The organism is Sphingomonas limnosediminicola (genome assembly GCF_039537965.1).
Classification (GTDB): domain Bacteria; phylum Pseudomonadota; class Alphaproteobacteria; order Sphingomonadales; family Sphingomonadaceae; genus Sphingomicrobium; species Sphingomicrobium limnosediminicola.
In genome coordinates, this window is record NZ_BAABBM010000001.1 from 2,417,807 (window position 1) to 2,442,051 (window position 24,245).

Consider the following 24,245-nt stretch of genomic DNA (forward strand, 5'->3'; position numbering starts at 1 on the left):
AGGGGGAGAGTCAAGAAAATGTGGGCGGCCTATGCTTTGCAGCTTTGGCCCTTGTAGGTGACCGACCCGGCCTTGGCGTCGCCCTTGAGGTCCGGCGAACCAGCCGCGACGATTTCGCCGCCGACTTCGGCGCGCGACTTCTTCACGCGCGCGCTGCCGTCGGACATCCAGTCGATGTAGATGAGCGCATTGTCGGCGCAGCGATAGGACTTGCTCGAAGCGATCGACGGCGGAAGGGCCACAGGGCCGTTGGCGGCAACGTTCGCCTGGTTGTCGTCGACGTCGGGTCCAGCGACGATCGTATGGTCGTTCTTGCCACAACCGGCTAGCGCAGCGGCTGCAGCAATGATGAGCAGAGAATTGCGAGTCATGAGCCGCCATCCTCTACAGCGGCATTAACCGTCAAGGGCATGTTCTTGCATATTGTCGAAGCGGGACATAGCTTCGTCGATTGAATGCCTCATCAGGCCGGCAGCAGCGCTCAGCGCATCCGCATCGGACTAACGGGACTGGCGTTCGCCTTCCTGCTTGTCCTGCTCGGCTCGATCATCAGCCGGTCAAGCCGCGATGAAGCCGCCAACACCGTGACGCAGGCGGTATCCAACGAGCCCAGTGAACCGCTCGCCGAGCTCGGTGTGGCGCCGGGCGCTTCGACAGACGAGGCGAATTCGGCCGCCAACAAGGAATGACTGCCGCGCGCGGACGCGCGCTGCTGCTGATTGCCGCCCTGTTGATCGCGGCGGGAGCGATTGCCATTTCACGTTCGCGAACTCCGGCTCCCCAGGAGAGGCCCACGCTGCTGCTGCTGACCAGCCTGCCGCTCGTATTTGGCGAAGGCTTCTCTCTCGACGCCGGCGGATCGCCGGCGCTCAAGGCGCTGCAGTCGCGCTATCGGGTTGTTCCGATCAGCGTCACCGAACCGGCAGAGCTTCGTAAAGGCCGGTTGCTGCTCATGGCGCATCCGCTCGCGCAGCCAGCCGAGGCTTTGATTGCGCTCGACGATTGGGTGAGGGGTGGCAGTCACGTTCTTCTGCTGGCCGATCCGCTGCTGGAATGGCCGAGCGAACGGCCGCTCGGCGATCCGCTTCGACCGCCGCCCATGTTCATGGACACCGGCTTGCTCAAGCACTGGGGTTTGCGGCTCGACGCACCCGATAAGCGTGGGCCGGCTCATAGACGGCTTGGCGGCGAACAGGTGCTGACGCTCTCGCCAGGCGCCCTTTCCGGCACTTGCAACATTAGCGGCGACCGCCTCGTAGCCCACTGCCGCATCGGCAAAGGGTCGGCGACGATCGTTGCGGACGCGGACCTGCTCGACGCGGCTAGGCTGGGCGACGGCGCGTCCGCAAACCTCGACGGACTGCTTTCCGAGCTTGCGCAATTGGATGCGAAGTGATTCTCATGCGATTCGTTAATCACAAACTTATCCACAGGGTCGGAATGCCAGAACATCCCGCGAACAGCCCACCATGAGGGGTCACAACTAACCGCAGAAATCCGGCATTTCCCACAGCTCACCCATTAAATCCCGTAAAATCCCATTGTATCCCGCACGATGCTGAGTTACCAACATCGGGTAGCGCGGGGGCTGACCCTACGAATCCAATCCTGACGCGGTGCGCGCGTGACGATGCGCGTCCGCGAAGGACGGCTCGCGCGCTGCGAACGGGGAGTGAATGTGGCGGCGCTAGAACATCTGTTTCAGGGCAGCGCACTGAACGCGGTCGATGCAAAGGGCCGCGTATCCATCCCGTCATTCCTGCGCACCGTCATCGAACGCCGCGGCGATGCCCGCACCGTCGTGCTTGCCAAGCATGAGGCCTTCCCTTGCCTCAGCGCCTATGATCCCGCCTACGCTGCGCTGAAGCACGCCAAACTCGAACGGCTGCTCGAGAAGGAAGAGACCAATCCCGACGCGCAGCTGGAATATCAGCAGCGCAACCTGATGGCCTTCGCCGCGACCGAGGAAGTGCCTTACGACAGCTCGGGCCGCATTCTCATGCCGCCGATGATGCGCCGCAAGGGCCAAATCGGCGAGCTCGCGCTTTTCCTCGGCACCGGCGAGACGTTCCAGGTCTGGAACCCGCAACTTCTGCTCGACGATCCGCGCATCCCTGAAGACCTCAAGGACATCGCCCGCTTCCGCCTCGAAGAGCGAGGCCAGTCATGACCAGCGCCGGCGCATATCAGGCCCCACACGTGCCGGTGCTGGTCAACGACGTCGTCGCAGCATTGCAGCTGCACGGCGGCGAAACTGTCGTTGACGGCACCTTTGGAGCGGGCGGCTACACGCGCGCCGTGCTCCAGGCGGGGGCGGGACGAGTGATTGGGTTCGATCGCGACCCCGATGCGATCGACGAAGGTGGGTCGCTCGTCCCGGACCCGCGCCTGACTTTGGTCAACGAGAATTTCAGCCAGATGGACCGCGTCCTCGCCGAGCGCGGCATCGGCCTGGTCGATGGCATCGCGCTGGATATCGGCGTCAGCTCGATGCAGATCGATCGCGCCGAGCGCGGCTTTTCATTCCAGGGCGACGGGCCTCTCGACATGCGCATGAGCAAGTCGGGCATGACCGCCGCCGAGTTCCTGAATTCGGCCGAGGAGGCCGACATCGCCCGGGTCCTGCGCGACTATGGGGAGGAGCCGCGCGCCCGGGCGATAGCCCGTGCCATCGTTGCCGCACGCCCTGTCGAGCGCACTGCCGAGCTTGCCGCGATCGTCCGCCGCGCCGCGGGCTTCCGCCCTGGTCAGAAGAGCGATCCGGCGACGCGCACCTTCCAAGCCATCCGCATCCATCTCAACGCTGAACTCGAGGAGCTCGAGCAAGGCCTCGAGGCCGCTGAGCGCGCGCTAAAGCCCGGCGGCCGGCTCGCCGTCGTCACCTTTCACAGTCTCGAAGACCGCATCGTGAAGCGCTTTTTCCGCGAACGTAGCGGGGGAACGCCGGCCGGCTCGCGTCACCGTCCTGTGCTCGTCGACCCGAACGAACCGACGTTCGAGCGGGTCGCCAAGCCGGTATCCCCGACGGAGCGCGAGCTGGCTGCGAATCCGCGCGCCCGGTCGGCGCGCCTGAGAAGCGCCGTGCGCACGTCGGCGCCAGCCCGAAATTCAGTTTCTGCAGGAGGTATGCAATGAGCGGCCGCAACTTCGGTTCGCTGGTCATGGTCGCAAGCTGCGCGGTCGCCGCGCTCGGCTGCTACCTGGTCTCGCTTCGCGTCGCTTCGGAGCGCGCCGCGCTCGAGGACGTCGAAACCAAGATCGTGCTTGCGCAGCGCGACATGCGCGTCATCCAGACCGAGATCGGCACTCGTGGCCGCCTGGCCCAGCTGGAGCGTTGGAACGCGAAGGTCCTCGCGCTGTCCGCCCCGCAGGCCGATCAGTTCCTCAACGGCGGCTTCGAGCTCGCCCGTCTTGCCCAGCCTGAGCACAAGGTCGAGTTCCAGGCGCCGGTGGTGCTGGCTTCCGCGCCCGCGCCGGATCGCAAGGCGCCGATCGGGCAGGCCTACAGTGACGAGTCAGGCGCCGCGCCCCCCTCAGTCGCGCCGCGCGCGATGCTCCATGAAGCAAGCTTCAAGACAGAGATTACGAGTTCCGAGACGCGCGAGGTCCCGGTAAAGCCGACCGCCAGATTGCCCCAGGCGGAAGGTGCCCCAAAGGTAAAGTCCACGGTTTCGTCGGCCACAGCGGCAAAGCCGGCAATCAAGAAATCCGTGGATAAGCCGGGCCTCGCGGCCGCCCACCCAGCCAAATCGGTGGATAAGCAAGGCGCGCTCGCGCCGAAGCCGGTGACAAAGCCGGTTCGACTTGCAAAATATGACCCGCTCGCTCCGCTTCCGGAGAAGCGCATTGCTCATAGTTCGTCCAAACCTTCCAAGGACTTGCATCCCGCCCGATGAACGCACCGTCGCCCGCTCTCGTCGCGCCACGGCCCGAGCGGCTCCGACTCGTCGGGCAGCGGCGGCAGACGCTCGCCGTCATGCATCAGCGGCTGATGTTCGGGATGCTGGTCTATGGCGGCATCGTCGCCATCATCGCGCTGCGGATCCTCTACCTCGCCGCTTTCGGTGACCATGCGGGGCGCAAGGAAGGGCTGACCGCACTCATTCCGGATCGGGGCGACATCGTCGACCGCGACGGCGAGCCGCTCGCGCGAACCATCGATGCCTGGACCATCGCCATTCATCCTTCGAAGGTGATCGGCGACAAGCTTGCGCTGGCTCGCTCCCTCGCACGGCTAATGCCGGAGAAGACCGAGGACCAATATTTCCAGCTACTGACCTCGGGTAAACCATTCTTCTACCTGCGCCGCCGGGCCTCGCCGGCGCTGGTCGAGGCAGTGAATGCGCTTGGCGACCCGGGTCTCGCCATCCAGCGCGAGCCCGATCGGCTCTATCCGCAGACCAGTCTTGCCGCGCATGTCATCGGCTTCACCGACATCGATGGCCATGGCGCTGCCGGCGTTGAGCGCGCCTTCGACGCTTATCTGTCCGACCCGAAGACCCGCGGGCAGCCGCTGACACTCTCGATCTCCAGTCGCATCCAGCAGGCGCTGGAGCATGAGCTCGGTGACGCGATGGCCGAGTTTTCCGCGATCGGCGCTGCCGGCGTGGTAATGGACGTTCACACCGGCGAGGTCCTAGCAATGACGTCGATGCCGACGATCAACCCCAATGCGCCGGGCCAGGGCACGCCCGAAGCGCACTTCAATCGCGCCACGCTTGGCGTGTTCGAGCTTGGGTCGACCTTCAAGCCATTCACAGTCGCGATGGCGATGGACGCGGGGGTCATCAAGTCGGTCGGCCAGATCTACAACTGCCCCAACGTCCTGCCGGTCTACGGACACGTCGTGCACGACACCCATCCGTTCGGCCGCAGCTGCTCGGTGGCCGAGATCATGATGGAGAGCTCGAACATCGGAACGGCGCAGATCGCCGATCAGATTGGCAAGGAACGTCAGAGAGCCTTTCTGAAGAAGATGGGCTTCATGGATCGCGTCGAGATCGAGCTGAAAGAGCGCGGCCGGGCCCTGACGCCGGGTAACCGGTGGGGCCCGTTCGAAACGATGACGATCGGCTTCGGCCAGGGCATTGCGGTCGCGCCCCTGCAGCTCGCGATGGGCTACGCGACCCTGTTCGACAACGGCGTCTACCACCCGCCAACCATCCTCAAGCGCGGGCCGAGCAATCCGCTACCTGCGGGCCGCCGCGTGTTCTCCGAAGAAACCAGCTACAAGATGCGCTCGCTCTTGCGCCTGGTGGTCATGAAGGGCACGGGCAAGAAAGCCGATGCGCCAGGCTATCGCATCGGCGGCAAGACCGGAACCGCGCAGAAATTGATCAATGGACACTACAGCCAGACCATCAACATCACGAGCTTTGCCGGTGTGTTCCCGATGGACGATCCGAAGTATGTCATCGTGGTGATGCTGGACGAACCCAAGGCGACCAAGGACACTTACGGTTTCACGACCGCCGGCTGGAATGTCGCGCCGGTTGTCAGCCGGACGGTGAGCCGCATTGCACCGATGCTGGGCGTGCAGCCCAACATGACCCGCGAACCGAATATGGGCGAGGTATTGCCCTTCGTTCACGAAACGAAGGAGTAGCCCAACGGTGCGCTTGTCCGACATCGCGGGCATCGACAGCGATTCAGAAGTGACGGGTTTTGCCATCGACCATCGCAAGGTGGCGAGGGGAAGCGTGTTCGGCGCCTTCGCTGGTGCCGTATTCAACGGCGAGGATTTCATCGGCCAGGCGGTCGATCGCGGCGCGGTGGCTGTCGTTGCGCGGCCTGGTGCTGCAGTGGATCGGGTGCCCCATCTCGCCGACCCGGAGCCGCGCCGGCTGTTCGCTGAACTCGCCGCGAAATTCTACGCGCCTTATCCCAAGACCGTGGTCGCGGTGACCGGCACCAACGGCAAGACTTCGACGGTCGAAATGACGCGTCAAATCTGGCGAATGTCCGGGCATCGTTCGGCGTCGATCGGCACGCTTGGCGTGACGACGTCCGACGATCAGGTGAAGACTGGCTTGACGACGCCCGACATCGTCACCTTTCTCAACAACATGGCTGGATTGAAGCGCATGGGCGTGACTCATGTCGCTTACGAAGCGTCCAGCCACGGGCTCGACCAGCATCGCGCGGAGGGAGTGCCGCTGGCGGCCGCCGCGTTCACCAACTTCAGCCGCGACCACCTCGATTACCACGGGACGATGGACGAATATTTCGAAGCCAAGATGCGGCTTTTCGAAAGGCTTCTTCAGTCGGGCAGGCCGGTGGTTATCTGGGCCGACGATCCCAAGGCGAACGAGGTGATCGAGCGCGCAGAAGCTGGTGGACTCGAAGTGCTGACCGTCGGCCGCAAAGGCAACATGATCCGGCTCGTCGAGCAAACGCCGACGGCGCTCGGACAGACGCTCAAGCTTGAGCATGAAGGCAAACCGTACCGCCTGCCGTTGCCGCTGATCGGCGCCTATCAGGCTTCCAACGTGCTGACTGCCGCGGGCCTGGTGCTCGCAACGGGCGGCGAGTGGGACGAGACGTTCGCGGCCATGCAGCGCGTCGCACCGGTGCGCGGCCGGCTGGAGAGAGCAGTGATCAGCCGCGGGGGCGTTCCAGTCTATATCGATTACGCGCACACACCCGACGCGTTGGAAGCGGCGATTGCCGCGCTTCGACCACATGTCGAAGGCCGCCTCATCACCGTGTTTGGCGCCGGCGGAGACCGTGACCAGGGCAAGCGCCCGGAAATGGGCGCCGTCGCATCGCGGCTTTCGGACGTCGTGATCGTGACCGACGATAATCCGCGCAGCGAGGACCCAGCGGTTATCCGTTCGGCCATCATGGCTGCGGCGACTGGTGCGAGCGAGGTAGCAGGCCGCCGCGAAGCCATTGCCGAAGCCATCCGCATCGCCAGGGCAGGCGACATCGTCCTCGTCGCCGGAAAGGGCCATGAAACGGGCCAGATCATCGGCGACCGTGTGCTGCCGTTCGACGACGCGCTTGTGGCTCGGGAGTGCGCGGCATGACGTCGCTGTGGACTTCCGAAGAAATTGCAACCGCGACTGACGGCACGGCCAGCCAGCTGTTCGAAGTCACCGGCGTGACCTTCGACAGCCGCGAAGTGGGTCCGGGTGACCTGTTCGTCGCGATGCCTGGTACCGTCTATGACGGCCATATGTTCGTTGAGGGCGCGTTCGAGGCGGGAGCCGCGGGCGCGATCGTCTCGCGGCCGGTTAGCGGTCCGCATGTCCTCGTCGATGACGTTGCAGCCGCACTGGAGGCGCTGGGCCGTGCTTCTCGCGCGCGCAGTGGAGCGACGATCCTCGGGGTCACCGGTTCGGTCGGAAAGACCAGCACCAAGGAAGCCCTGTTTGCCGCGCTCGACCGTAATCGGCCGGGCAAGGTCCATCGTTCCGTGAAGAGCTACAACAACCATACCGGCGTCCCGCTCAGTCTCGCGCGCATGCCGCGCGATGCGGAGTTCGCCGTGCTCGAAATGGGCATGAACAATGCAGGCGAGATCAGTGCGCTGGTGAAGCAGGTGAGGCCGCACCTCGCGCTGATCACCGCCATCGCTCCCGCGCACATCGAGAATCTCGGGTCAGAAGAAGCGATCGCCGATGCCAAGGCGGAGATATTCAGCGGCCTCGAACGTGGCGGCATCGCGATCATCCCCAACGACACGCCACACCGCGACCGTCTCGTTAAAGCGGCGCGCCGTCATGCGGACCAGATCATCACCTTTGGTGGCGGCGACGCGGACGTGCATGCCATTCACGCCGTCACGGCCAACGGCGGCGGGAGCTTGATCAGCGCCGCGCTGCTCGAGCGTGAGCTGACATTCACCATCTCCCAACGCGGTGAGCATTGGGTCTCGAACGCGCTGGCGGTTCTGGCCGCGGTTGAAGCGATCGGTGCCGACGTCGCCGTCGCTGGGTTGGCACTCGCCGATCTCGGCGGATTGAAGGGCCGCGGAGAACGTCATCATATCGAGCTGGGCGGAGGCGAAATCCTGCTGATCGACGAAAGCTACAACGCCAATCCGGCGTCGATGGCGGCGACGCTCAAGAGCCTCGGCGCGGAGCAGGACGTCAGCCGACGCATCGCGGTTCTCGGCCCCATGCGCGAGCTGGGCGAGCACAGCCAGGAATTGCACGCGGGCCTCGCGCCGGCCGTCCTCGACGCGCATGTCGACCGCCTGATCCTGATCGGCGAGGAGATGAAGCCGCTGGCGGAGGAGGTCGTCGGCAAGATTTCTCTCGACCTGGTCGCCAGCGTCGATGAAGCAACTGAAGGCTTGCTAAAGTCGCTCCGGCCTGGCGACGCCGTGCTCGTCAAGGCTTCCAACAGTGTCGGGCTCGCCAAGCTCGTCGAGCGCGTAGCGGGGGGTGTCGCATGCTCTATGTGATCGCGGAGCAGCTTGGTTTCCCGGGCATCCTCAACCTCATCCGCTACATCAGCTTCCGTGCCGGCGCCGCAAGCGCCACCGCGCTGCTGATCGGCTTGGTGATTGGGCCGAAATTCATCAGCTGGCTGCGTCTGCGTCAGGGCAAGGGTCAGCCGATCCGCGCCGACGGGCCGCAAAGCCATCTTGCCAAGCGTGGTACGCCGACCATGGGCGGGCTGCTGATCCTTACCTCGCTGTCGATTTCGGTCCTGCTGTGGATGGAGCTGACCAACCTCTATGTCTGGGCGTGCCTGCTGGTGACTGCGGGCTTCGGTCTAATCGGATGGCTCGACGATTACGACAAGGTGAAGAAGGCGCACCATGCCGGCCTGTCCGGCAAGACGCGGCTGGCGCTGGAGTTCGTCATCGCCGGCTTCGCGACCTGGCTCATGGTCCAGCAAGGCAACACGCACCTCTACCTGCCGTTCGTGCAGGGGCCGGTGCTCGACCTCGGCTGGTTCTACATTGCGTTCGGGGCGTTCGTAATCGTCGCGTTCGGCAATGCGGTGAACCTCACCGACGGGCTCGACGGGCTGGCGACGATGCCGGTGGTGATCGCGGCGATTGCTTTCCTCCTGATTTCCTACCTCGTCGGCAACGCGCGCTTCGCGAATTATCTCGGCATTCCTCATATCCTCGGTGTCGGCGACCTCACGGTGTTGCTTCTCGCGATCGTCGGCGCATGCCTTGCTTTCCTGTGGTTCAACGCTCCCCCCGCGGCCGTCTTCATGGGCGATACGGGAAGCCTTGCGCTTGGCGGAGCCCTCGGCGCGGTTTCAGTCGCCACGCACCATGAATTCGTGCTGGTGATCGTCGGCGGCATTTTTGTCGTCGAGGCGCTCTCGGTCGTCATCCAGGTCGCGGTCTACAAGCGCACCGGCAAGCGCGTCTTCCTGATGGCGCCCATCCACCACCATTTCGAACAGCTCGGCTGGTCGGAGCCGACGGTGGTGATCCGCTTTTGGATCATCAGCTTCGTGCTGGCGCTGGCGGGTCTTTCGACCCTCAAGCTCAGGTGATTACGGCCCGCGCCTTCGCAGGCAAGCATTACGCAATCTACGGTCTCGCGCGGTCTGGATTGGCGACGGCCGAGGCGCTGCTTGCGAGTGGCGCGCGAGTAACCGCATGGGACGCCAAGGAAGAGGCGAGGGCGAAGGCGCCTGCCGGGACCGATCTCGCAAATCTCGATGAAGCCGACCTGTCGCAGTTCGACAGCCTGGTCGTCACGCCAGGGCTCCCACTGAATCGTCATCGGATTGCGAACCGCGCCCGTGAGGCCGGCGTCGAGATCATTGGCGACATCGAGCTGTTCGCCCGCGCCCGCCCCGAACTTCCGCCGCACAAGGTCGTCGGCATCACCGGTACTAACGGCAAGTCGACGACGACCGCGCTCATCCACCACATCCTCAAGACCGCAGGTGTGCCGACGACGATGGGCGGCAACATCGGCCTGCCAATCCTGTCGCAGGACCCGCTGCCCGAAGGCGGGGTCTATGTGCTGGAGCTTTCGAGCTACCAGATCGACCTGACGCAGAGCCTCGACTGCGATGTCGCGGTGCTGCTCAACATCACGCCCGACCACCTCGACCGGTACGAAAATTTCGAGGCTTACGCGGCGTCGAAACTGCGCCTGCTCGAGATGCAGTCCGGAAGAAGTTTAAACTTCATCGGTCGGTCAGTCCTCGACAACTTCGACATCAAATTTGGGACAAACCCGATAGAAACAGTCGAGACCGAGCGGCAGAAGGGTTGGCCCTCGCTTGCGGGTCCTCACAACGCGCAGAATGCTGCGGCGGCGATTGCGGTCTGCATCGATCTCAATGCGTATCCGGACCAAATCGAGCGCGGCTTAGAAACCTATCCAGGCCTTCCACATCGCATGGAGCGCATCCGCGAGAAGAACGGGGTGCTTTTCGTCAACGACAGCAAGGCGACTAACCCGACCGCCACCGCGCCAGCGCTCGCCGCGTTCGACAGGATCCGCTGGATCTGCGGCGGGCAGGCAAAGACCGATAATCTCGACGAATGCGCGCCGCATTTCGACCATGTGCGCAAGGCCTATACCATTGGGGAAGCGGGCGAATTGTTCGCTACACTCTTGTCGCCGCACATGGCTGTGGCAGAGTGCGAAACGCTGGAGCGCGCGGTTGGGGAGGCCGCGGCGGAAGCGGAGCCGGGGGACACCGTCCTCCTGTCGCCCGCCTGCGCAAGCTTCGATCAATTCCGCGATTTCGAACAGCGCGGCGACAAATTCCGGGAGCTAGTGGGGGCCCTATGATCAAGTCCATTTCCGGCCAGATCAAAGCCAAGGCCGCCTTCGTCGACCCGAGCCGCTACGGCCGTTCGGACACCAGCGCGATTGGCCGCTGGTTCTGGGAGATCGACAAGGTCCTGCTGTTGCTCGTTAGCGTGCTGATCGGCATCGGTCTGATCGCGGTCGCAGCGGCATCGCCCGCTGCCGGACAACGCTATTCCGGCGGCAGCGTCCACTTTTCGGAGCTTTACTATTTCTGGCGCCAGCTCGCGTGGATCGCGGTCGGCATTCCGGTGATGATTGTCATCTCGATGTTGCCGCGGGAGACCGCGCGTCGGCTATCGTTGTTCGGCGCGGTCTTCTTCTTTGTGCTGCTGGTGTTCGTGCCGATCATCGGCCCCGAGGTGAACGGCGCGCGGCGCTGGGTGAACTTCGGCTTTGGGCAGGTGCAGCCGTCGGAGTTTTTGAAACCCTTCTTCGTTGTTGCCATGGCCTGGCTACTAAGCCTGAAGGACGGCGACAAGTCGCTTCCCGTCTACCCGATCTCCGCCGTCGTCACCGGCGGCATCGCCTTCCTGCTGATGAAGCAGCCGGACTTCGGAAGCACGATCATCTTCTGCGCCGTGTGGGTTGCGATGCTTGCGCTCGCGGGCGTCAACATGCGCATCCTGATCGGGCTCGCGGTGGCGGGACTGGTCGGCGTCGTGCTGGCTTATTTTTTCTATGACGTTGCGACGCAGCGGATCGACGAATTCCTGTTCGGCACCGGCGACACCTTCCAGACCGACAATGCCATGCGCACGCTCACCGCTGGCGGCCTCTTTGGCATGGGTCCCGGCGGCGGCACGCGGAAGTTCGGCCTGCCGGAGCCGCATACCGACTATATCTTCTCCGTCATTGGCGAGGAGTTCGGGCTGATCGCCTGTCTTGCCATCGCCGCGCTCTATCTCGGCATCGTCGCCCGGGTGCTGATCAAGCTGCTCGACGAGGACAATAGCTTCGCCATCCTCGCCGCCGCCGGCCTCGCCATCGAATTCGGGTTTCAGGCGCTCATCAACATGATGGTCAATGTGCAGCTCGCCCCGTCGAAGGGCATGACCCTGCCGTTCATCAGCTACGGCGGCAGTTCGATGCTCGCGCTGTCGATCGGCATGGGCTTGCTGCTCGCCTTCACGCGCCGGAACCCTTATCTCACGCGCTCGCCCTATGTGGTGAAATGGAGCGGGGAGAGCCTGGCGGCATGAATTTCGTTTTGGCGGCAGGGGGAACCGGTGGCCACATGGTCCCGGCCCATGCGCTCGCGGCAGAGTTGAAAAGCCGCGGCCATGGCGTCCTGCTGATTACTGACGCGCGCGGCGCCCGCTTTCCGGGGCTGTTCCAGGACGTTCCGGTCCACATCCTGCCTGCTGGACGTCTGGGCGGCGGCCCGATCGGCATGGCAAAAGCGGCGCTTTCCGTTTTGAAGGGCAGGGCAGAGGCGAAGCGCCTCTATCGGGAGCACAATCCGGATGTGGTCGTCGGCTTCGGCGGCTATCCCGCTTTCCCGTCGCTCCTGGCCGCAAGCGCGATGCATATCCCGACGGTATTGCACGAGCAGAATGCGGTGCTTGGCCGTGTCAACCGGCTCCTTGCCGGCGATGCGGAGGCGGTGGCGACGGCATATGACCAGGTCGACCGGCTCAAGCCCAAATTCCTGTCAAAGACCGTTGTCGTGGGAAATCCGGTGCGCGAGGAAATTGCGCGCCTCGGCGAGCTGCCTTTCCCGCCATTCGACGACGTCGCGCCGCTCAAGCTCCTCGTGACCGGCGGCAGCCAGGGCGCGTCGGTCCTTAGCGACGTGGTGCCTGAAGGCCTGGGCCTGCTGCAGCAATCGCTCCGCCATCGCCTGCAAGTCGTGCAGCAATGCCGGCCTGACGAGATCGAGCGCGTGCGCGGCCAATATGCGGCGTTGCACATCCCCGCCGAGCTCATGACCTATATCGAGGACATGCCGGAGAAGGTCGGCGACGCGCATCTCATCATCGGTCGGGCTGGTGCTTCAACCATTGCCGAGCTGACCGCGGCAGGGCGACCCGCAATCCTTATTCCGTTTCCGTTGGCTACTGATGACCACCAGACCGCGAATGCGCGGGAGATGACCAAGGCCGGCGGCGCTCGCACAATTCAGCAGGACGGTTTCACGCCGGAGGTGCTCGCGCGGCAGATCGAGGCGATGGCGGCTGATCCGATTGCTCTGAACAATGCCGCTGCGCGCGCTCTTTCGGTCGGGAGGCCTCATGCGGCGCGCGATCTCGCCGACGTGGTGGAACGTGTCGCCAACGGACTGTCGCCGACGCTATCCGGTCCCGCGCTCTCGCCGCGCACGGCTGCACATGCGCCAGCCGGAGGCGTACCGGCATGATGAAGGCGCTGGGCACAGATCTCGGCACGATCCATTTCGTCGGCATCGGCGGCATCGGCATGTCCGGCATCGCCGAAGTGATGCACCAGCTCGGCTACAAGGTGCAGGGCTCCGACGCATCCGACAGCTATGTCGTCGAGAAACTTCGCAAGGCCGGCATTCCGGTGATGATTGGTCACAGCGCCGACAATCTCGGCGACGCCGCGGTGGTGGTCAGCTCAACAGCGATCAAGGACGGCAATCCTGAAATGGCCGCTGCGGCCGAGCGGCGCCTGCCGCGCGTCCGCCGCGCCGAAATGCTCGCCGAGTTGATGCGGATGCAAATGACCGTCGCCGTCGCCGGTACGCACGGGAAGACCACGACGACGTCGATGGTCGCGGCGCTGCTCGACAGTGGCGGGGTGGATCCGACCGTTATCAACGGCGGCATCATCAACCGCTACGGCTCCAACGCTCGTCTGGGCAAGAGCGACTGGTGGGTGATCGAAGCTGACGAAAGCGACGGTAGCTTCCTTCGCCTGGACGGCACGATTGCCGTCGTGACGAACATCGATCCAGAACATCTCGAACATTACGGCAGCTTCGATGCGGTCAAGGATGCCTTCGTCGAGTTCGTCGAGAACGTGCCCTTCTACGGACTCGCCGTGCTTTGCGTCGATCATCCGGAGGTGCAGAACCTCATCGGGCGCATCCGCGACCGGCGCATCGTGACTTACGGCTTCTCGGCGCTCGCCGACGTGCGTGCCGACAATGTGACGCCGGTTCCGGGCGGCACGAAGTTCGACGCGTTGATCCTCGACAAGGACGGCGGAAGGCGGGCCGTCCCAATGTTCGTTCCCATACCCGGCCGCCACAATGTGCAGAACGCGCTGGCAGCGATCGCGGTCGCGTTGGAGCTCGGTATTTCCGACGACGCAATCGTTGCTGGCTTCGAAAAGTTCGATGGCGTCAAGCGCCGCTTCTCGAAGGTAGGCGAGGCCGATGGCGCGATCATCATCGACGACTATGCCCACCATCCGACGGAAATTCGCGCGGTTCTCGCCGCGGCGCGCGAGGGTGCCCAGGGACGCGTAATCGCGGTGGTGCAGCCGCACCGCTTCACCCGTCTGGATTCGCTGATGGAGGAGTTCCAGAGCGCCTTCAACGACGCCGACGTCGTGTTCGTGACGCCAGTCTACGCCGCTGGCGAGGAACCGATTGAGGGTGTTGACGCCAACGCGCTGGCACAGGGACTTCGCGCCCATGGCCACAGAATGGCGCGCACGGTCGATAGCCTAGACGCCTTGTGCCGGGAGCTTCGCGACCTGGCGGCCGAAGGCGACATGGTAATCTGCATGGGCGCCGGCGACATTACGAAATGGGCAGCCGCGCTCGCTGACGGCATCTGTAGCCAGAGGCGCAACAAATGAGCGCCGCGGCGACCATGCCGCGTGTACGCGGTCGCCTGACCGCAAAGGCGCCGCTCGCGCCCCTAGTCTGGTTCAAGAGCGGCGGAACGGCCGAATGGCTGTTCGAGCCCGCGGACGAGGAAGACCTCATCGCTTTTCTCACCGAGCTCGAACCGCACGTACCGGTGATGGCTCTCGGCCTGGGTTCCAACATGATCGTGCGCGACGGCGGCGTTCCGGGCGTGGTGATCCGGCTCGGCAAGAACTTTGCGAAGATCGAGCAACTCGACGAGACGACCATGCGCTGCGGCGGCGGGGCGAGCGGCATCCTCGTCTCTTCAACCGCGCGCGACCACGGCATTGCCGGCCTCGAGTTCCTGCGCGGCATCCCCGGAACCGTCGGCGGCTTCGTCCGCATGAACGGCGGCGCCTACGGGCGAGAGGTGAAGGACATTCTCGTCTCAGCGCGCGTCGTGCTGCGGTCTGGGGATGTCGAAGAGCTTCCGCTCGACAAGCTCGGCTACACCTATCGCCACAGCGAATTGCCAGAAAGTGCGGTAGTCGTAGGGGCGGTCTTCAGTGGCGAGCCTGGCGAGCCTGAAGCGATCGGCGCGGAGATGGACGCGATTGCCCGAGCTCGTGAGGAATCGCAGCCGCTACGCAGCCGCACCGGCGGTTCCACTTTCAAAAATCCGCCGGGTCACAAGGCGTGGGCGCTGATCGACGCCGCGGGCTGCCGCGGCTTGACCATTGGCGACGCCCAAGTGTCGGAAAAGCATTGCAACTTCCTCCTCAACCTCTGTAGCGCGACCAGTGCGGAAATCGAAGCGCTGGGCGAGGAAGTCCGGCGCCGTGTCGAGGCCAAAAGCCACATCATGCTCGAGTGGGAAATCCAGCGGGTCGGGAAGCAATGAACAGGGATTTGCACGTCGTCGTCCTGATGGGCGGCTGGTCTTCCGAGCGGGACGTTTCGCTGACGAGCGGCAGGGGCGTCGCCGGCGCATTGCGTGAGCGCGGCTGGTCCAACGTCACCGAGCTCGACATGGATCGCGACGTCGCCACACGCCTGACCGAACTGAAGCCCGACGTCGTCTTCAATGCCCTTCACGGCACGCCGGGAGAGGACGGGACCGTCCAAGGCATGATGGACCTGATGGGTCTGAAGTACACGCATAGTGGGCTCGAAACGTCGGTCATCGCAATCGACAAAGAGCTTACCAAGATGGTGCTCGTCCCCGGCGGGATCCGCATGCCGGCGGGCAAGATCGTCGAGAGCGAAAGCGTCCATCGCGAAGACCCGATGGCGCGGCCATACGTGCTGAAACCGGTCAACGAAGGCTCGTCGGTTGGTGTCGCCATCGTCACCACCGAAGGCAATCTCGGCACGCCGATCGGCCGCGACGTGCCTGGGCCGTGGCATGAGTTCGATCATCTGCTCGCTGAGCCCTTCATCAAGGGGCGCGAGCTGACGGTTGCAGTGCTTGGCGATCAAGCGCTGGCCGTGACCGAGCTTCAGCCCAAGGCCGGCTTCTACGATTATGCCGCGAAGTACACGGACGGCCTGACCGTCCACATCTGCCCGGCCGAAGTTCCCGAAGATATCGCGCAGGCGATGCTCGACATGGCGGCGAAGGCGCACAAGCTGCTCGGTTGCAAGGGCGCTTCACGGTCCGATTTCCGTTGGGATGACGAGCAGGGCGAGGCGGGTCTTTATCTGCTCGAGGTGAATACGCAGCCCGGCATGACACCGCTCAGCCTTGTGCCCGAACAAGCCAGGCATCGCGGCATCAGCTATGGCGAGCTGGTCGAGCAATTGATCGCGGAGGCGTTGCAATGAGCGCAGCGCATGTCCGGCGCGGCGGCGCAACCCGGTCCAAGCCGCGCAAGTCGGCGAAAGTCGCCGTCCCGAAGAAGATCGCGAAGAAGCTGCCTGTCGATCAAGCGCGCGCCAATAAGCTGGCGGGGCTCGTCTTCGGCGGGTTCCTCCTTGCCATCGCGCTCGTGGTGCTGATCGCTCTCGACATTCCGGCAAAAGCCGAGCGCGCCGCGGGCACGGCCGTGGGTCAGGCTGGCTTTACCGTCAGCGGCTATCAGATCGTCGGACTCCACCGGATGAATCGCAGCCTCGTCGACGAGGTCGTGAACGGAGAACTGAAGCGCGCCGCGGATGAATCAGGACAGGACAAGGCGCCCCAAGCGCTCGTCGACGTCGCTGCCATACGCGACCGGCTGATGAAGTTCGGCTGGGTCAAGGACGCTCGCGTGTCCCGGCGCCTTCCCGATACGCTTGTCATCGACATCGTCGAGCGCACGCCTGCAGCGCTTTGGCAGAACCAGGGACAACTGGCGCTGATCGACCCGGACGGCGTTGTGCTAGACCGCGTGCCCGTAGACAAAATGCCCGACCTGCCGCTCCTGATCGGCGCCGGCGCCAATGGGCAAGCCGAGCAACTCGGTCGGATCATGGCCGTCGTGCCGACGCTGAAGCCGCAACTCGCATCGGGCACCTGGGTCGGCGGCCGGCGCTGGGACCTCAATTTCCAGTCGGGCGAAACGATCGCGCTTCCCGAGGGTGAAACGGCTGCCAAGACGGCACTGACCAAGTTCGCGAAGCTCGACAAGTCGAGCGGCCTTCTCGGCCGCGGGATCGTCCGCTTCGACCTGCGCGTTCCGGGCAAGATGATCGTCCGCCTGCCCCGCGCGCCCGGTGAGCCCATCGCGCCTGCAGCGCAGCCGCAGAGTCAGGGGTAGTTAGCAAGCACGTGGCTGCACCGACCGAACAGAAACTGATCGCCGTTCTTGATATCGGCTCGTCCAAGGTCAGCGCCATGATCGCGAGGCCGGACGACGACGGCCGACTGACCGTGCTCGGGACAGGCCAGCGCGAGAGCCGCGGGGTCAAGCGAGGCTACATCACCGACATGGCCGCGAGCGAATTTTCGGTCCGCGAGGCTGTCGAGCTTGCCGAGCGTATGTCCGGCCTGACGGTCGAGGAGGTCTGGGCGAGCTATGGCGCAGGCGAGCTGGTCAGCGACGTCGCCAATGTCGAGGTCGAACTGGGCGGCCATCCCGTCGAGCAGTCCGACATCGACGAGCTGATGAACGCCGGCCGCGCGGCGATCGACAAGAACGGGCAAGTCGTCCTGCACGCGCATCCAGCGCTCTACACTATCGACCGCGCGCAGGGCGTTCAGCAGCCGATCGGCCTTTTTGCCAACCGGCTCGGCGTCGACATTCACGTCATCGCGGCAAACCCATCGCCGTTGCGCAACATCGACACGGTCATTCGGTCGGCGCACCTCGGAGTGAACGCCATCGTCGCATCGCCGATTGCGGCCGCACTCGCTTGCCTGAGCGAAGAGGAGCGAGAGCTTGGCGTTGCGCTGGTCGAGCTTGGCGCCGACGTCACCAATGTCTCGGTGCACCTCGGTGGTATGCTGGTCGGACTACGCTCGATCCCGCTCGGCGCGCGCGACATCACCAACGATATCGCCACCGCCTTCGCCGTGCAGCGCCGCGACGCCGAAAGGCTGAAGTGCTTCTACGGTTCGGCCATGACCAGCCCCCGCGACAACCATGAGATGATCGAGGCCGCGCAGATCGGTGCCGAACAGGGTGCCGAGCCGATGAAGATCACACGTGCCCAGTTGATGATGGTCATCCGCCAGCGTGTCGAAGAACTTACCAACGAAATCGAAGCGGCGCTGAAGGGTCTTGGCTTCACCGGACCCGTCGGGCGGCAGGTGGTGCTCACCGGCGGCGGCGCCGAGCTGAAAAATATAGCTGATTATATGCAGGGCGTCCTCGGCCGCGCAGTCCGCGTCGGCCGACCCAAGCAGATCACCGGCTTGCCCGACGCGCATAGCGGCCCGGCATTTTCGACGCTGATCGGCCTGGCGCTTCTTGCGGCATCCGGCCGCGGCGACATTCGCGACATCGCCGGCCCGATTGCTCGACAGCCGCCAGCAAAGGGCATGCTCGGCCGTCTAGTCCAGGCGATGAAGGGCGGCTTCTAGCACCCCGGCCCTCGTGCTACGCCCCTTGCGGGGAGGGGCGCTGATGGCGACGATTACGAAGACGGGCAGGGCTACTTCGGCGCTCGTTCTTTTGCTGGGAGCGGCGGTTGTCCTCAACTACGTGGACCGCGGCGCCATCGGTATTGCGGCGCCGGTCATGAAGACCGAGCTTGGCCTCTCGCCAGAAGCTTACGGCCTCGCCTTCTCGGCATTCTTCTGGGTCTACGCGCCGGTGCAGCTGTTCACCGGTTGGCTCTGCGACCGCTTCTCCGTCTACAAGCTGATGGCGGCCGGCATTTTGCTTTGGGCGGGAAGCACCTTGCTGATGGGCTTTGTCGGCGGCTTCGTCGGCCTGATGTTGCTGCGCATTATGCTCGGCGTCGGTGAGAGCATTTCCTTCCCCGGCAGTTCCAAGATCATCGCGCGGCACGTTCCGCCGGAACGCCGCGGCCTTGCGAATGCGGCCATCGCGGCAGGCATCGCCTGGGGCCCAGCCATCGGTACGCTTGCAGGGGGATTGATCGTTGCGTCGTTTGGCTGGCGCGAGATGTTCTTCGTCTTCGGTCTGGCCACGCTGCTTTGGCTGGTGCCTTGGCGGCGGACTGTGAGCAAGCTCGCGACGACCGGCTATCTCGACGACGGCGCGCACGTGCCGGTCAGCGCGCTCATTTCGAAATGGTCGCTGTGGTCGATGTCGATCGTCCACTGTCTCGGCAACTACTGCTTCTACTTTCTGCTCGCGTGGCTTCCGCTCTTCCTCGTCCAGTCGCGCGGGTTCACGATCACGCAAATGACGATGTTGGCGACGCTCGGCTATGCGGTGCAGGGCGCGTGCGCGATCGCTTACGGCCACTTTTCCGATTGGTGGACGCGTTCGGGAAGGTCCGAAGCGGCTTGCCGCCGCTGGATGATGGTCGCGAGCCAGGTGCTCGCCGCATGCGCAATCGTCGGCCTTTCGCAAGCGCATTCCGCACTTTCGATCGCGATTCTTCTCTGCCTTGCGGGCGCGGCAAGTGCTTCCCTGTCGCTCAATCTTTATGCGGTCGCGCAGATGTTCTCTGGGCCGCGCGCGGCCGGTACGTGGATCGGTGTTCAGAATTCGTTCGGCAACGCGTCGGGCATCTTCGGCCCGATCGTCACCGGCATCCTCGTCCAGCGCGCGGGGTATGAAACCGCGTTCCTCGTCACCGCCGCAGTCGCTGCGTTCGGTGCTGTCTGGTGGGCAGTGGGTGTGCCGAAGATCGAGCCCATCAAGCTCGACTAGCGAACCCCTTCACGACCGGCTGCAGCTTTTGCCCCGTTGGGATTGCGATCGGAAAGCCTGCGGAGGCCTACGCTGCTGGAGAGTCCGACGGCCAATGAACGGCCTAGATCAAGGACGGTCGTTAACCAGATCGGCAACGGGTAGAATTTCTGGACCATCCGCCGCCCACGACCAAAATCGTGGTCATGACGCCTGATGCTGGGACCGGTCGTTCCCTGAGCTGGATGGGTCTGGAATAAGTGGGTCGGAGCCGCCGCGGGCCGGTGACGTCCCGTTTGTGGATAAGTGAGACTCTCGGGTGACACTTCTCCCCACTTTTTTGAACGGAATTAACTTTTTCGCTTGGCTTGCGACTCGGGATGATTCAAAGATTCATCCTGTGGGCTCAAAGCGTTGCTGCTGCTTGGGGGAGGATTTTTAGATGAGCATCGATTTCATGCGGCCGGAAGTCGACGAGCTTCGTCCGCGGATCAGCGTGATCGGCGTCGGCGGCGCAGGCGGGAACGCCATCGCCAACATGATGCGCGCGGATGTCCAGGGCGTGGATTTCGTGGTCGCGAACACCGATGCTCAGGCGCTCAACGCGTCGGTTGCGGACCGGCGGATTCAGCTTGGCCTTAAGATCACCCAGGGCCTTGGTGCCGGATCGCGACCGGAAATCGGGCGTGCGGCCGCTGAAGAGACGATCGAGGAAATCTCGGCCGCGCTAGAAGGCGCACACATGTGCTTCATCGCTGCCGGTATGGGCGGCGGCACAGGTACGGGCGCTGCGCCGGTCATCGCCAAAACCGCACGCGACAAGGGCATCCTCACCGTCGGCGTCGTTACCAAGCCGTTCGCGTTTGAAGGCGCTCGCCGCGGCCGTTCGGCCGATGCAGGCATCGCCGAACTGCAGCAGCACGTCGACACGCTGATCGTCATCCCGAACCAGAACCTGTTCCGCCTCGCCAATTCGGAAACGACCTTCAAGGAAGCGTTCGAAATGGCCGACGAGGTGCTCCAGCAGGGCGTCCGCGGAATAACCGACCTGATGGTCATGCCCGGCCTCATCAACCTCGATTTCGCCGACGTCCGTTCGGTGATGAGCGAGATGGGCAAGGCGATGATGGGGACCGGCGAGGCCGACGGCGATATGCGCGCCATCGAAGCTGCCGAAAAGGCGATCTCGAATCCGCTGCTCGACGGCGTGTCGATGAAGGGCGCCAAGGGCGTCATCATCTCGATCACCGGCGGCGAGGACATGCGCCTGATGGAGGTCGACGAGGCCGCCAGCCACATCAAGGAACTGGTCGACCCCGACGCCAACATCATCTGGGGTTCGGCATTCAACAACGACCTTGGCGGCAAGATTCGCGTGTCGGTCGTTGCGACCGGCATCGAGGCGGAGGCCGGCGTCCAGCCGACCCCGGCCAAGGTTTTCAGCTTCCCGTCGCGGAACACGACGCCGGCTCCTGCGCCGGTGGCGAACGAGACCGGCGCGACGGAAACGGAAGAGCCGACGGCAGAGTCCAATCTTCCGGAAATCGACGAGGGCGACGAGTTGCTGCTCGACGCCGAAGATATCCTGACCAGCCCGGTTGGCGGCGCGCCAATCGCTCCGCCGACCGATGAGGATGAAGCGGAAGCACCGGCGGCGACCACGGGAGGCACGCTTTTCGAGCGCATGTCGAACATCGCTCGCGGCGCGCCCAAGGTTCAGGGCGATGAAGAGGCGACCGACTATCGGAAAGACCCGATCGACATTCCACGCTTCCTCAATCGCCAGAACAATCAGTAGGCGAAACAGCTTCGGCTCATGAAAGGGCGGCTCCTCGGGGCCGCCCTTTTTCGTTAATCTACTTTGCAGTTTGGGTGTTTGGCGCCCGCCTCATCCGCTCGGGCGCACGGCTCATCGTAAAGCCTCTAGGCAGAAAGCTTCCGGCAAGATTCAGTCCCGCATCGGGAAGGGATGATGCGGGGAATATTGCGTCTCACAGGGTTGATGGCGGCCTGCGCCGGCACATTTGGCGCCGGTCTCGCCACGCCTGCTGCTGCACAAGGCAGCTATTCGCCCTTCAATGAAACGGCGGCGTCGGCGCTTGCGCGCTACGTGCGCACGCTTGCTTCCGACCCCAAGGATTTCGATGCGCTGATCGGCGCCGGCAAATCGGCGCTTGAGCTTGGCGATACGCAGGCGGCTGCCGGCTTCTTCGCTCGCGCTGACGACATCAACCCGCGCAGCCCGGCGCCGCAAGCCGGCATGGGCGCCGTCTCGGTCGCCAGTGGCGATCCGCAGGGGGCTATTCCGTATTTCGCACGCGCCATCCAGCTTGGCGCGAAGCTGTCCACCATCGCCTGCGATCGCGGCCTCGCCTTCGACCTTCTCGGCCGCCAGGCGGACGCGCAGTCGGACTATCGCCTGGCGCTGACCGGTGCGGACGGTGACGAGGCCCGCCGACGGTTGGCGCTCAGCTTGGCAATCAGCGGCGACCGCAGCGGGGCATTGGATGCCATCGCCCCGCTCGCGGCCAAGGGCGATCCTTCGTCCGGCCGTGTCCGCGCCTTCGTCCTCGCGCTCAGCGGCGATCCGAGCGGCGCCATGACCGCTGCTGACCGCGCCATGCCCGGCAGCTACGCCAGCGTGGGTCCGTTCCTGCAGAAGCTTCCGACCTTGTCTGCCGGCCAAAAGGCCGCGGCTGTGAATCTCGGCATCTTTCCGGATGCGAAGGGCACGGCTTACGCTTCGGCGACGCCCGTACGCTCGTACCCGACGATCACAGGCAGCGTCACAACCGATCGCCTCTCCGGCATCGATAACCTGCTACGCCAGCCGGCACCGGCCCCGGCGCCGGTCCGCCAAGTTGCTACCGCGACGGTCCCGCAGCGACCGCCGGCCTATGCCGCGCCGGTCCAGCGCGCCGCGGCGCCCGCACCGCACAAGATCTGGCTGCAGCTAGCGAGCGGTTCGAATCCCGCCGCGCTTCCCGCGCAGTTCCAGCGCATCAAAAACAAAGATAGCGAGATGTTCGAAGGCATTCGCCCCTACATGGCGAAGAGCCCGGACAAGGTGCGTCTCGTGATCGGCCCCTTCCGCAGCGCGGGCGACGCCGACACTTTCGCCGAGGACCTCGGCACGATGAACGTCAACGCGTTCAAATGGAGCAATTCCGAAACCGACCAGATTGTGCCACTCGCTACGGAATGAAGCTTCCACCAGCGGTTGCGTCGCAGCCTTCGCAATCGCGCGGCCGTCTACATGCCGAACCTGACCAGGGCCCGCGCGGGCCTCGCGACGTTTTTCAGCGCGACCGCGACCGGATCGTCCACTCGGTCGCCTTCCGCCGCCTTCGCCACAAGACGCAGGTCTTCGTCGCCCCCGATGGCGATCATTTCCGCGTTCGCCTGACCCACAGCATCGAAGTCGCGCAGATTGGCCGCACCATGGCCCGCGCCCTGGGTCTCAACGAGGACCTGACCGAGGCACTTTGCCTCGCGCATGACCTTGGCCATCCGCCCTTTGGCCACGCGGGAGAGGATGCGCTCAGCGCCGCGTTGAGCGAGGCTGGCGGCTTCGACCATAATGCGCATACCTTGCGCATCGTTACTCGGCTGGAGACCCCGTATCCGGGGTTTGACGGCCTCAACCTTAGCTGGGAAGCGCTGGAGGGCCTGGCCAAGCACAATGGCCCGCTCAAAAACCTCACTTGGGCAATGGCCGAGTGCGATAGGGAACTGCCGCTCGAGCTCGACACCTGGGCCAGCTTGGAGGCGCAGATCGCGGCGATCGCAGACGATATTGCTTACGACAACCACGACATCGACGATGGCCTGCGGGCAGGCCTGCTAAACATCGATGACCTAATCACGCTTCCAATTGTCGCGCGGCACTGGAGGGCGATCGGTGAGCGCCATCCCGGTATTTCCGCGGACAAGCGCCAGCGCGCGTTGGTGCGTGACATGATCGGAACGATGGTCGGTGATGTGCTCGCCGAAACGGAACGCCGCGTCGCGGAGGCGGGTGTGACCAGCGTCGACGAAGTGCGCGCCGCTGGTCGAGCCCTCGTCGGCTTTACCGAGCCGCTCGCAGAGGAGGAGCGCGAGCTGAAGCGCTTTCTCTATGCGAATTTCTACGAAGCCAGTGAGCTGCAAGAAATCCGTCGCGAAGCCGAGCGCATCGTCGGTAACCTTGCGTCTGCCTACAAGGCGAATCCCTCCCTCTTGCCTGAACCCTGGCAGCGCGGCGGCAACCGAACCGAGCAATTGCGAACGATAGGCGACTTCATTGCCGGCATGACGGACCGCTACGCGATTGCTCGCCATGAAGAGCTGGTCGGCCCCGTGAACCTGCCCGCGAGCCGTTTCTGACGGTACATTGTTGCAATGCAGCAACGCTGTGCGACAACTTTATCCTCGGTCCGAAACAGGGTTTCTACCCAATGTCTTAGGACTCGCGGACGTGTTAGTTACGGCTTGGCAAGGCATTGGGACTTAGAG

The 24,245-nt window shown here is 64.3% G+C and carries 22 protein-coding genes; 21 read left to right on the top strand and 1 reads right to left on the bottom strand.

Translation table 11 applies throughout. The annotated features are described in order from the left end of the window. Window positions 1–29: 29 nt before the first annotated feature. On the bottom strand, window positions 30–371 hold the full coding sequence (locus ABD704_RS12370; RefSeq protein WP_344700002.1) for a hypothetical protein: 342 nt from the start codon (window positions 369–371) through the stop codon (window positions 30–32). An 84-nt stretch (window positions 372–455) separates the two neighbouring features. Between ABD704_RS12370 and ABD704_RS12375 the strand changes: the two genes are divergently transcribed. The 21 genes from ABD704_RS12375 to ABD704_RS12475 all read left to right on the top strand — a co-directional run bounded on the left by ABD704_RS12375 (window position 456) and on the right by ABD704_RS12475 (window position 24,116). Continuing rightward, window positions 456–689 carry a hypothetical protein gene (locus tag ABD704_RS12375; RefSeq protein WP_344700003.1) on the top strand — a complete coding sequence of 78 codons (234 nt, stop codon included), beginning with the start codon at window positions 456–458 and terminating at the stop codon, window positions 687–689. Then, a complete protein-coding gene (locus ABD704_RS12380) occupies window positions 686–1,396 on the top strand; it encodes a motility-associated ABC transporter substrate-binding family protein (protein WP_344700004.1) in 711 nt (236 codons plus the stop codon). Before ABD704_RS12375 ends, ABD704_RS12380 begins: the two co-directional genes overlap by 4 nt. 282 nt (window positions 1,397–1,678) lie before the next feature. Continuing rightward, the gene (locus ABD704_RS12385; protein WP_344700005.1) at window positions 1,679–2,170 is read left to right on the top strand and encodes a division/cell wall cluster transcriptional repressor MraZ; all 492 of its coding nucleotides are present in this window, start codon (window positions 1,679–1,681) and stop codon (window positions 2,168–2,170) included. Continuing rightward, a complete protein-coding gene (rsmH, locus tag ABD704_RS12390) occupies window positions 2,167–3,135 on the top strand; it encodes a 16S rRNA (cytosine(1402)-N(4))-methyltransferase RsmH (RefSeq protein WP_344700006.1) in 969 nt (322 codons plus the stop codon). Before ABD704_RS12385 ends, rsmH begins: the two co-directional genes overlap by 4 nt. After that, window positions 3,132–3,896, top strand: a complete 765-nt coding sequence (locus ABD704_RS12395; protein ID WP_344700007.1) for a hypothetical protein — start codon at window positions 3,132–3,134, stop codon at window positions 3,894–3,896. Before rsmH ends, ABD704_RS12395 begins: the two co-directional genes overlap by 4 nt. After that, on the top strand, window positions 3,893–5,605 hold the full coding sequence (locus ABD704_RS12400; protein WP_344700008.1) for a peptidoglycan D,D-transpeptidase FtsI family protein: 1,713 nt from the start codon (window positions 3,893–3,895) through the stop codon (window positions 5,603–5,605). The genes ABD704_RS12395 and ABD704_RS12400 overlap by 4 nt, the downstream gene beginning before the upstream one ends. 7 nt (window positions 5,606–5,612) lie before the next feature. Beyond that, entirely contained in the window at window positions 5,613–7,028 is a 1,416-nt protein-coding gene (locus ABD704_RS12405; protein ID WP_344700009.1) for a UDP-N-acetylmuramoyl-L-alanyl-D-glutamate--2,6-diaminopimelate ligase, read from the top strand. Further along, entirely contained in the window at window positions 7,025–8,410 is a 1,386-nt protein-coding gene (locus ABD704_RS12410) for a UDP-N-acetylmuramoyl-tripeptide--D-alanyl-D-alanine ligase (RefSeq protein WP_344700010.1), read from the top strand. The genes ABD704_RS12405 and ABD704_RS12410 overlap by 4 nt, the downstream gene beginning before the upstream one ends. Then, on the top strand, window positions 8,398–9,468 hold the full coding sequence (gene mraY, locus ABD704_RS12415) for a phospho-N-acetylmuramoyl-pentapeptide-transferase (protein ID WP_344700011.1): 1,071 nt from the start codon (window positions 8,398–8,400) through the stop codon (window positions 9,466–9,468). The genes ABD704_RS12410 and mraY overlap by 13 nt, the downstream gene beginning before the upstream one ends. Then, window positions 9,465–10,727, top strand: coding sequence for a UDP-N-acetylmuramoyl-L-alanine--D-glutamate ligase (murD, locus tag ABD704_RS12420; RefSeq protein ID WP_344700012.1), 1,263 nt, complete (start codon window positions 9,465–9,467; stop codon window positions 10,725–10,727). Before mraY ends, murD begins: the two co-directional genes overlap by 4 nt. Then, the gene (locus tag ABD704_RS12425; protein ID WP_344700013.1) at window positions 10,724–11,947 is read left to right on the top strand and encodes an FtsW/RodA/SpoVE family cell cycle protein; all 1,224 of its coding nucleotides are present in this window, start codon (window positions 10,724–10,726) and stop codon (window positions 11,945–11,947) included. The genes murD and ABD704_RS12425 overlap by 4 nt, the downstream gene beginning before the upstream one ends. Next, complete coding sequence (gene murG, locus ABD704_RS12430) at window positions 11,920–13,104, top strand: undecaprenyldiphospho-muramoylpentapeptide beta-N-acetylglucosaminyltransferase (protein ID WP_425565432.1); 1,185 nt, start codon at window positions 11,920–11,922, stop codon at window positions 13,102–13,104. Before ABD704_RS12425 ends, murG begins: the two co-directional genes overlap by 28 nt. Then, window positions 13,104–14,513 (top strand): UDP-N-acetylmuramate--L-alanine ligase, encoded by a 1,410-nt coding sequence (gene murC, locus ABD704_RS12435; protein ID WP_344700544.1) that lies wholly within the window; start codon window positions 13,104–13,106, stop codon window positions 14,511–14,513. Before murG ends, murC begins: the two co-directional genes overlap by 1 nt. Next, window positions 14,510–15,406 (top strand): UDP-N-acetylmuramate dehydrogenase, encoded by an 897-nt coding sequence (gene murB, locus ABD704_RS12440; protein WP_344700015.1) that lies wholly within the window; start codon window positions 14,510–14,512, stop codon window positions 15,404–15,406. Before murC ends, murB begins: the two co-directional genes overlap by 4 nt. Beyond that, window positions 15,403–16,329, top strand: a complete 927-nt coding sequence (locus ABD704_RS12445; RefSeq protein WP_344700016.1) for a D-alanine--D-alanine ligase — start codon at window positions 15,403–15,405, stop codon at window positions 16,327–16,329. The genes murB and ABD704_RS12445 overlap by 4 nt, the downstream gene beginning before the upstream one ends. Further along, complete coding sequence (locus tag ABD704_RS12450) at window positions 16,326–17,243, top strand: cell division protein FtsQ/DivIB (protein ID WP_344700017.1); 918 nt, start codon at window positions 16,326–16,328, stop codon at window positions 17,241–17,243. The genes ABD704_RS12445 and ABD704_RS12450 overlap by 4 nt, the downstream gene beginning before the upstream one ends. 11 nt (window positions 17,244–17,254) lie before the next feature. Further along, window positions 17,255–18,508 carry a cell division protein FtsA gene (gene ftsA / locus ABD704_RS12455; RefSeq protein ID WP_344700018.1) on the top strand — a complete coding sequence of 418 codons (1,254 nt, stop codon included), beginning with the start codon at window positions 17,255–17,257 and terminating at the stop codon, window positions 18,506–18,508. Between the two features lie 43 nt (window positions 18,509–18,551). Beyond that, window positions 18,552–19,772, top strand: a complete 1,221-nt coding sequence (locus ABD704_RS12460; protein WP_344700019.1) for an MFS transporter — start codon at window positions 18,552–18,554, stop codon at window positions 19,770–19,772. Between the two features lie 421 nt (window positions 19,773–20,193). After that, on the top strand, window positions 20,194–21,549 hold the full coding sequence (gene ftsZ / locus ABD704_RS12465; protein ID WP_344700020.1) for a cell division protein FtsZ: 1,356 nt from the start codon (window positions 20,194–20,196) through the stop codon (window positions 21,547–21,549). 204 nt (window positions 21,550–21,753) lie between these two features. Beyond that, on the top strand, window positions 21,754–22,956 hold the full coding sequence (locus ABD704_RS12470; RefSeq protein ID WP_344700021.1) for an SPOR domain-containing protein: 1,203 nt from the start codon (window positions 21,754–21,756) through the stop codon (window positions 22,954–22,956). Continuing rightward, entirely contained in the window at window positions 22,953–24,116 is a 1,164-nt protein-coding gene (locus ABD704_RS12475; RefSeq protein ID WP_344700022.1) for a deoxyguanosinetriphosphate triphosphohydrolase, read from the top strand. The genes ABD704_RS12470 and ABD704_RS12475 overlap by 4 nt, the downstream gene beginning before the upstream one ends. Window positions 24,117–24,245: the final 129 nt, after the last annotated feature.

Excerpts from the sequence above, each read along its gene's own strand:
- ABD704_RS12370 (WP_344700002.1), bottom strand. The coding sequence starts at position 371 with ATGACTCGCAATTCTCTGCTCATCATTGCTGCAGCCGCTGCGCTAGCC.
- ABD704_RS12375 (WP_344700003.1), top strand. The coding sequence starts at position 456 with ATGCCTCATCAGGCCGGCAGCAGCGCTCAGCGCATCCGCATCGGACTA.
- ABD704_RS12380 (WP_344700004.1), top strand. The coding sequence starts at position 686 with ATGACTGCCGCGCGCGGACGCGCGCTGCTGCTGATTGCCGCCCTGTTG.
- rsmH (WP_344700006.1), top strand. The coding sequence starts at position 2,167 with ATGACCAGCGCCGGCGCATATCAGGCCCCACACGTGCCGGTGCTGGTC.
- ABD704_RS12395 (WP_344700007.1), top strand. The coding sequence starts at position 3,132 with ATGAGCGGCCGCAACTTCGGTTCGCTGGTCATGGTCGCAAGCTGCGCG.
- ABD704_RS12400 (WP_344700008.1), top strand. The coding sequence starts at position 3,893 with ATGAACGCACCGTCGCCCGCTCTCGTCGCGCCACGGCCCGAGCGGCTC.
- ABD704_RS12410 (WP_344700010.1), top strand. The coding sequence starts at position 7,025 with ATGACGTCGCTGTGGACTTCCGAAGAAATTGCAACCGCGACTGACGGC.
- mraY (WP_344700011.1), top strand. The coding sequence starts at position 8,398 with ATGCTCTATGTGATCGCGGAGCAGCTTGGTTTCCCGGGCATCCTCAAC.
- ABD704_RS12425 (WP_344700013.1), top strand. The coding sequence starts at position 10,724 with ATGATCAAGTCCATTTCCGGCCAGATCAAAGCCAAGGCCGCCTTCGTC.
- murG (WP_425565432.1), top strand. The coding sequence starts at position 11,920 with ATGGAGCGGGGAGAGCCTGGCGGCATGAATTTCGTTTTGGCGGCAGGG.
- murC (WP_344700544.1), top strand. The coding sequence starts at position 13,104 with ATGAAGGCGCTGGGCACAGATCTCGGCACGATCCATTTCGTCGGCATC.
- murB (WP_344700015.1), top strand. The coding sequence starts at position 14,510 with ATGAGCGCCGCGGCGACCATGCCGCGTGTACGCGGTCGCCTGACCGCA.
- ABD704_RS12445 (WP_344700016.1), top strand. The coding sequence starts at position 15,403 with ATGAACAGGGATTTGCACGTCGTCGTCCTGATGGGCGGCTGGTCTTCC.
- ABD704_RS12450 (WP_344700017.1), top strand. The coding sequence starts at position 16,326 with ATGAGCGCAGCGCATGTCCGGCGCGGCGGCGCAACCCGGTCCAAGCCG.
- ABD704_RS12460 (WP_344700019.1), top strand. The coding sequence starts at position 18,552 with ATGGCGACGATTACGAAGACGGGCAGGGCTACTTCGGCGCTCGTTCTT.
- ftsZ (WP_344700020.1), top strand. The coding sequence starts at position 20,194 with ATGAGCATCGATTTCATGCGGCCGGAAGTCGACGAGCTTCGTCCGCGG.
- ABD704_RS12470 (WP_344700021.1), top strand. The coding sequence starts at position 21,754 with ATGGCGGCCTGCGCCGGCACATTTGGCGCCGGTCTCGCCACGCCTGCT.
- ABD704_RS12475 (WP_344700022.1), top strand. The coding sequence starts at position 22,953 with ATGAAGCTTCCACCAGCGGTTGCGTCGCAGCCTTCGCAATCGCGCGGC.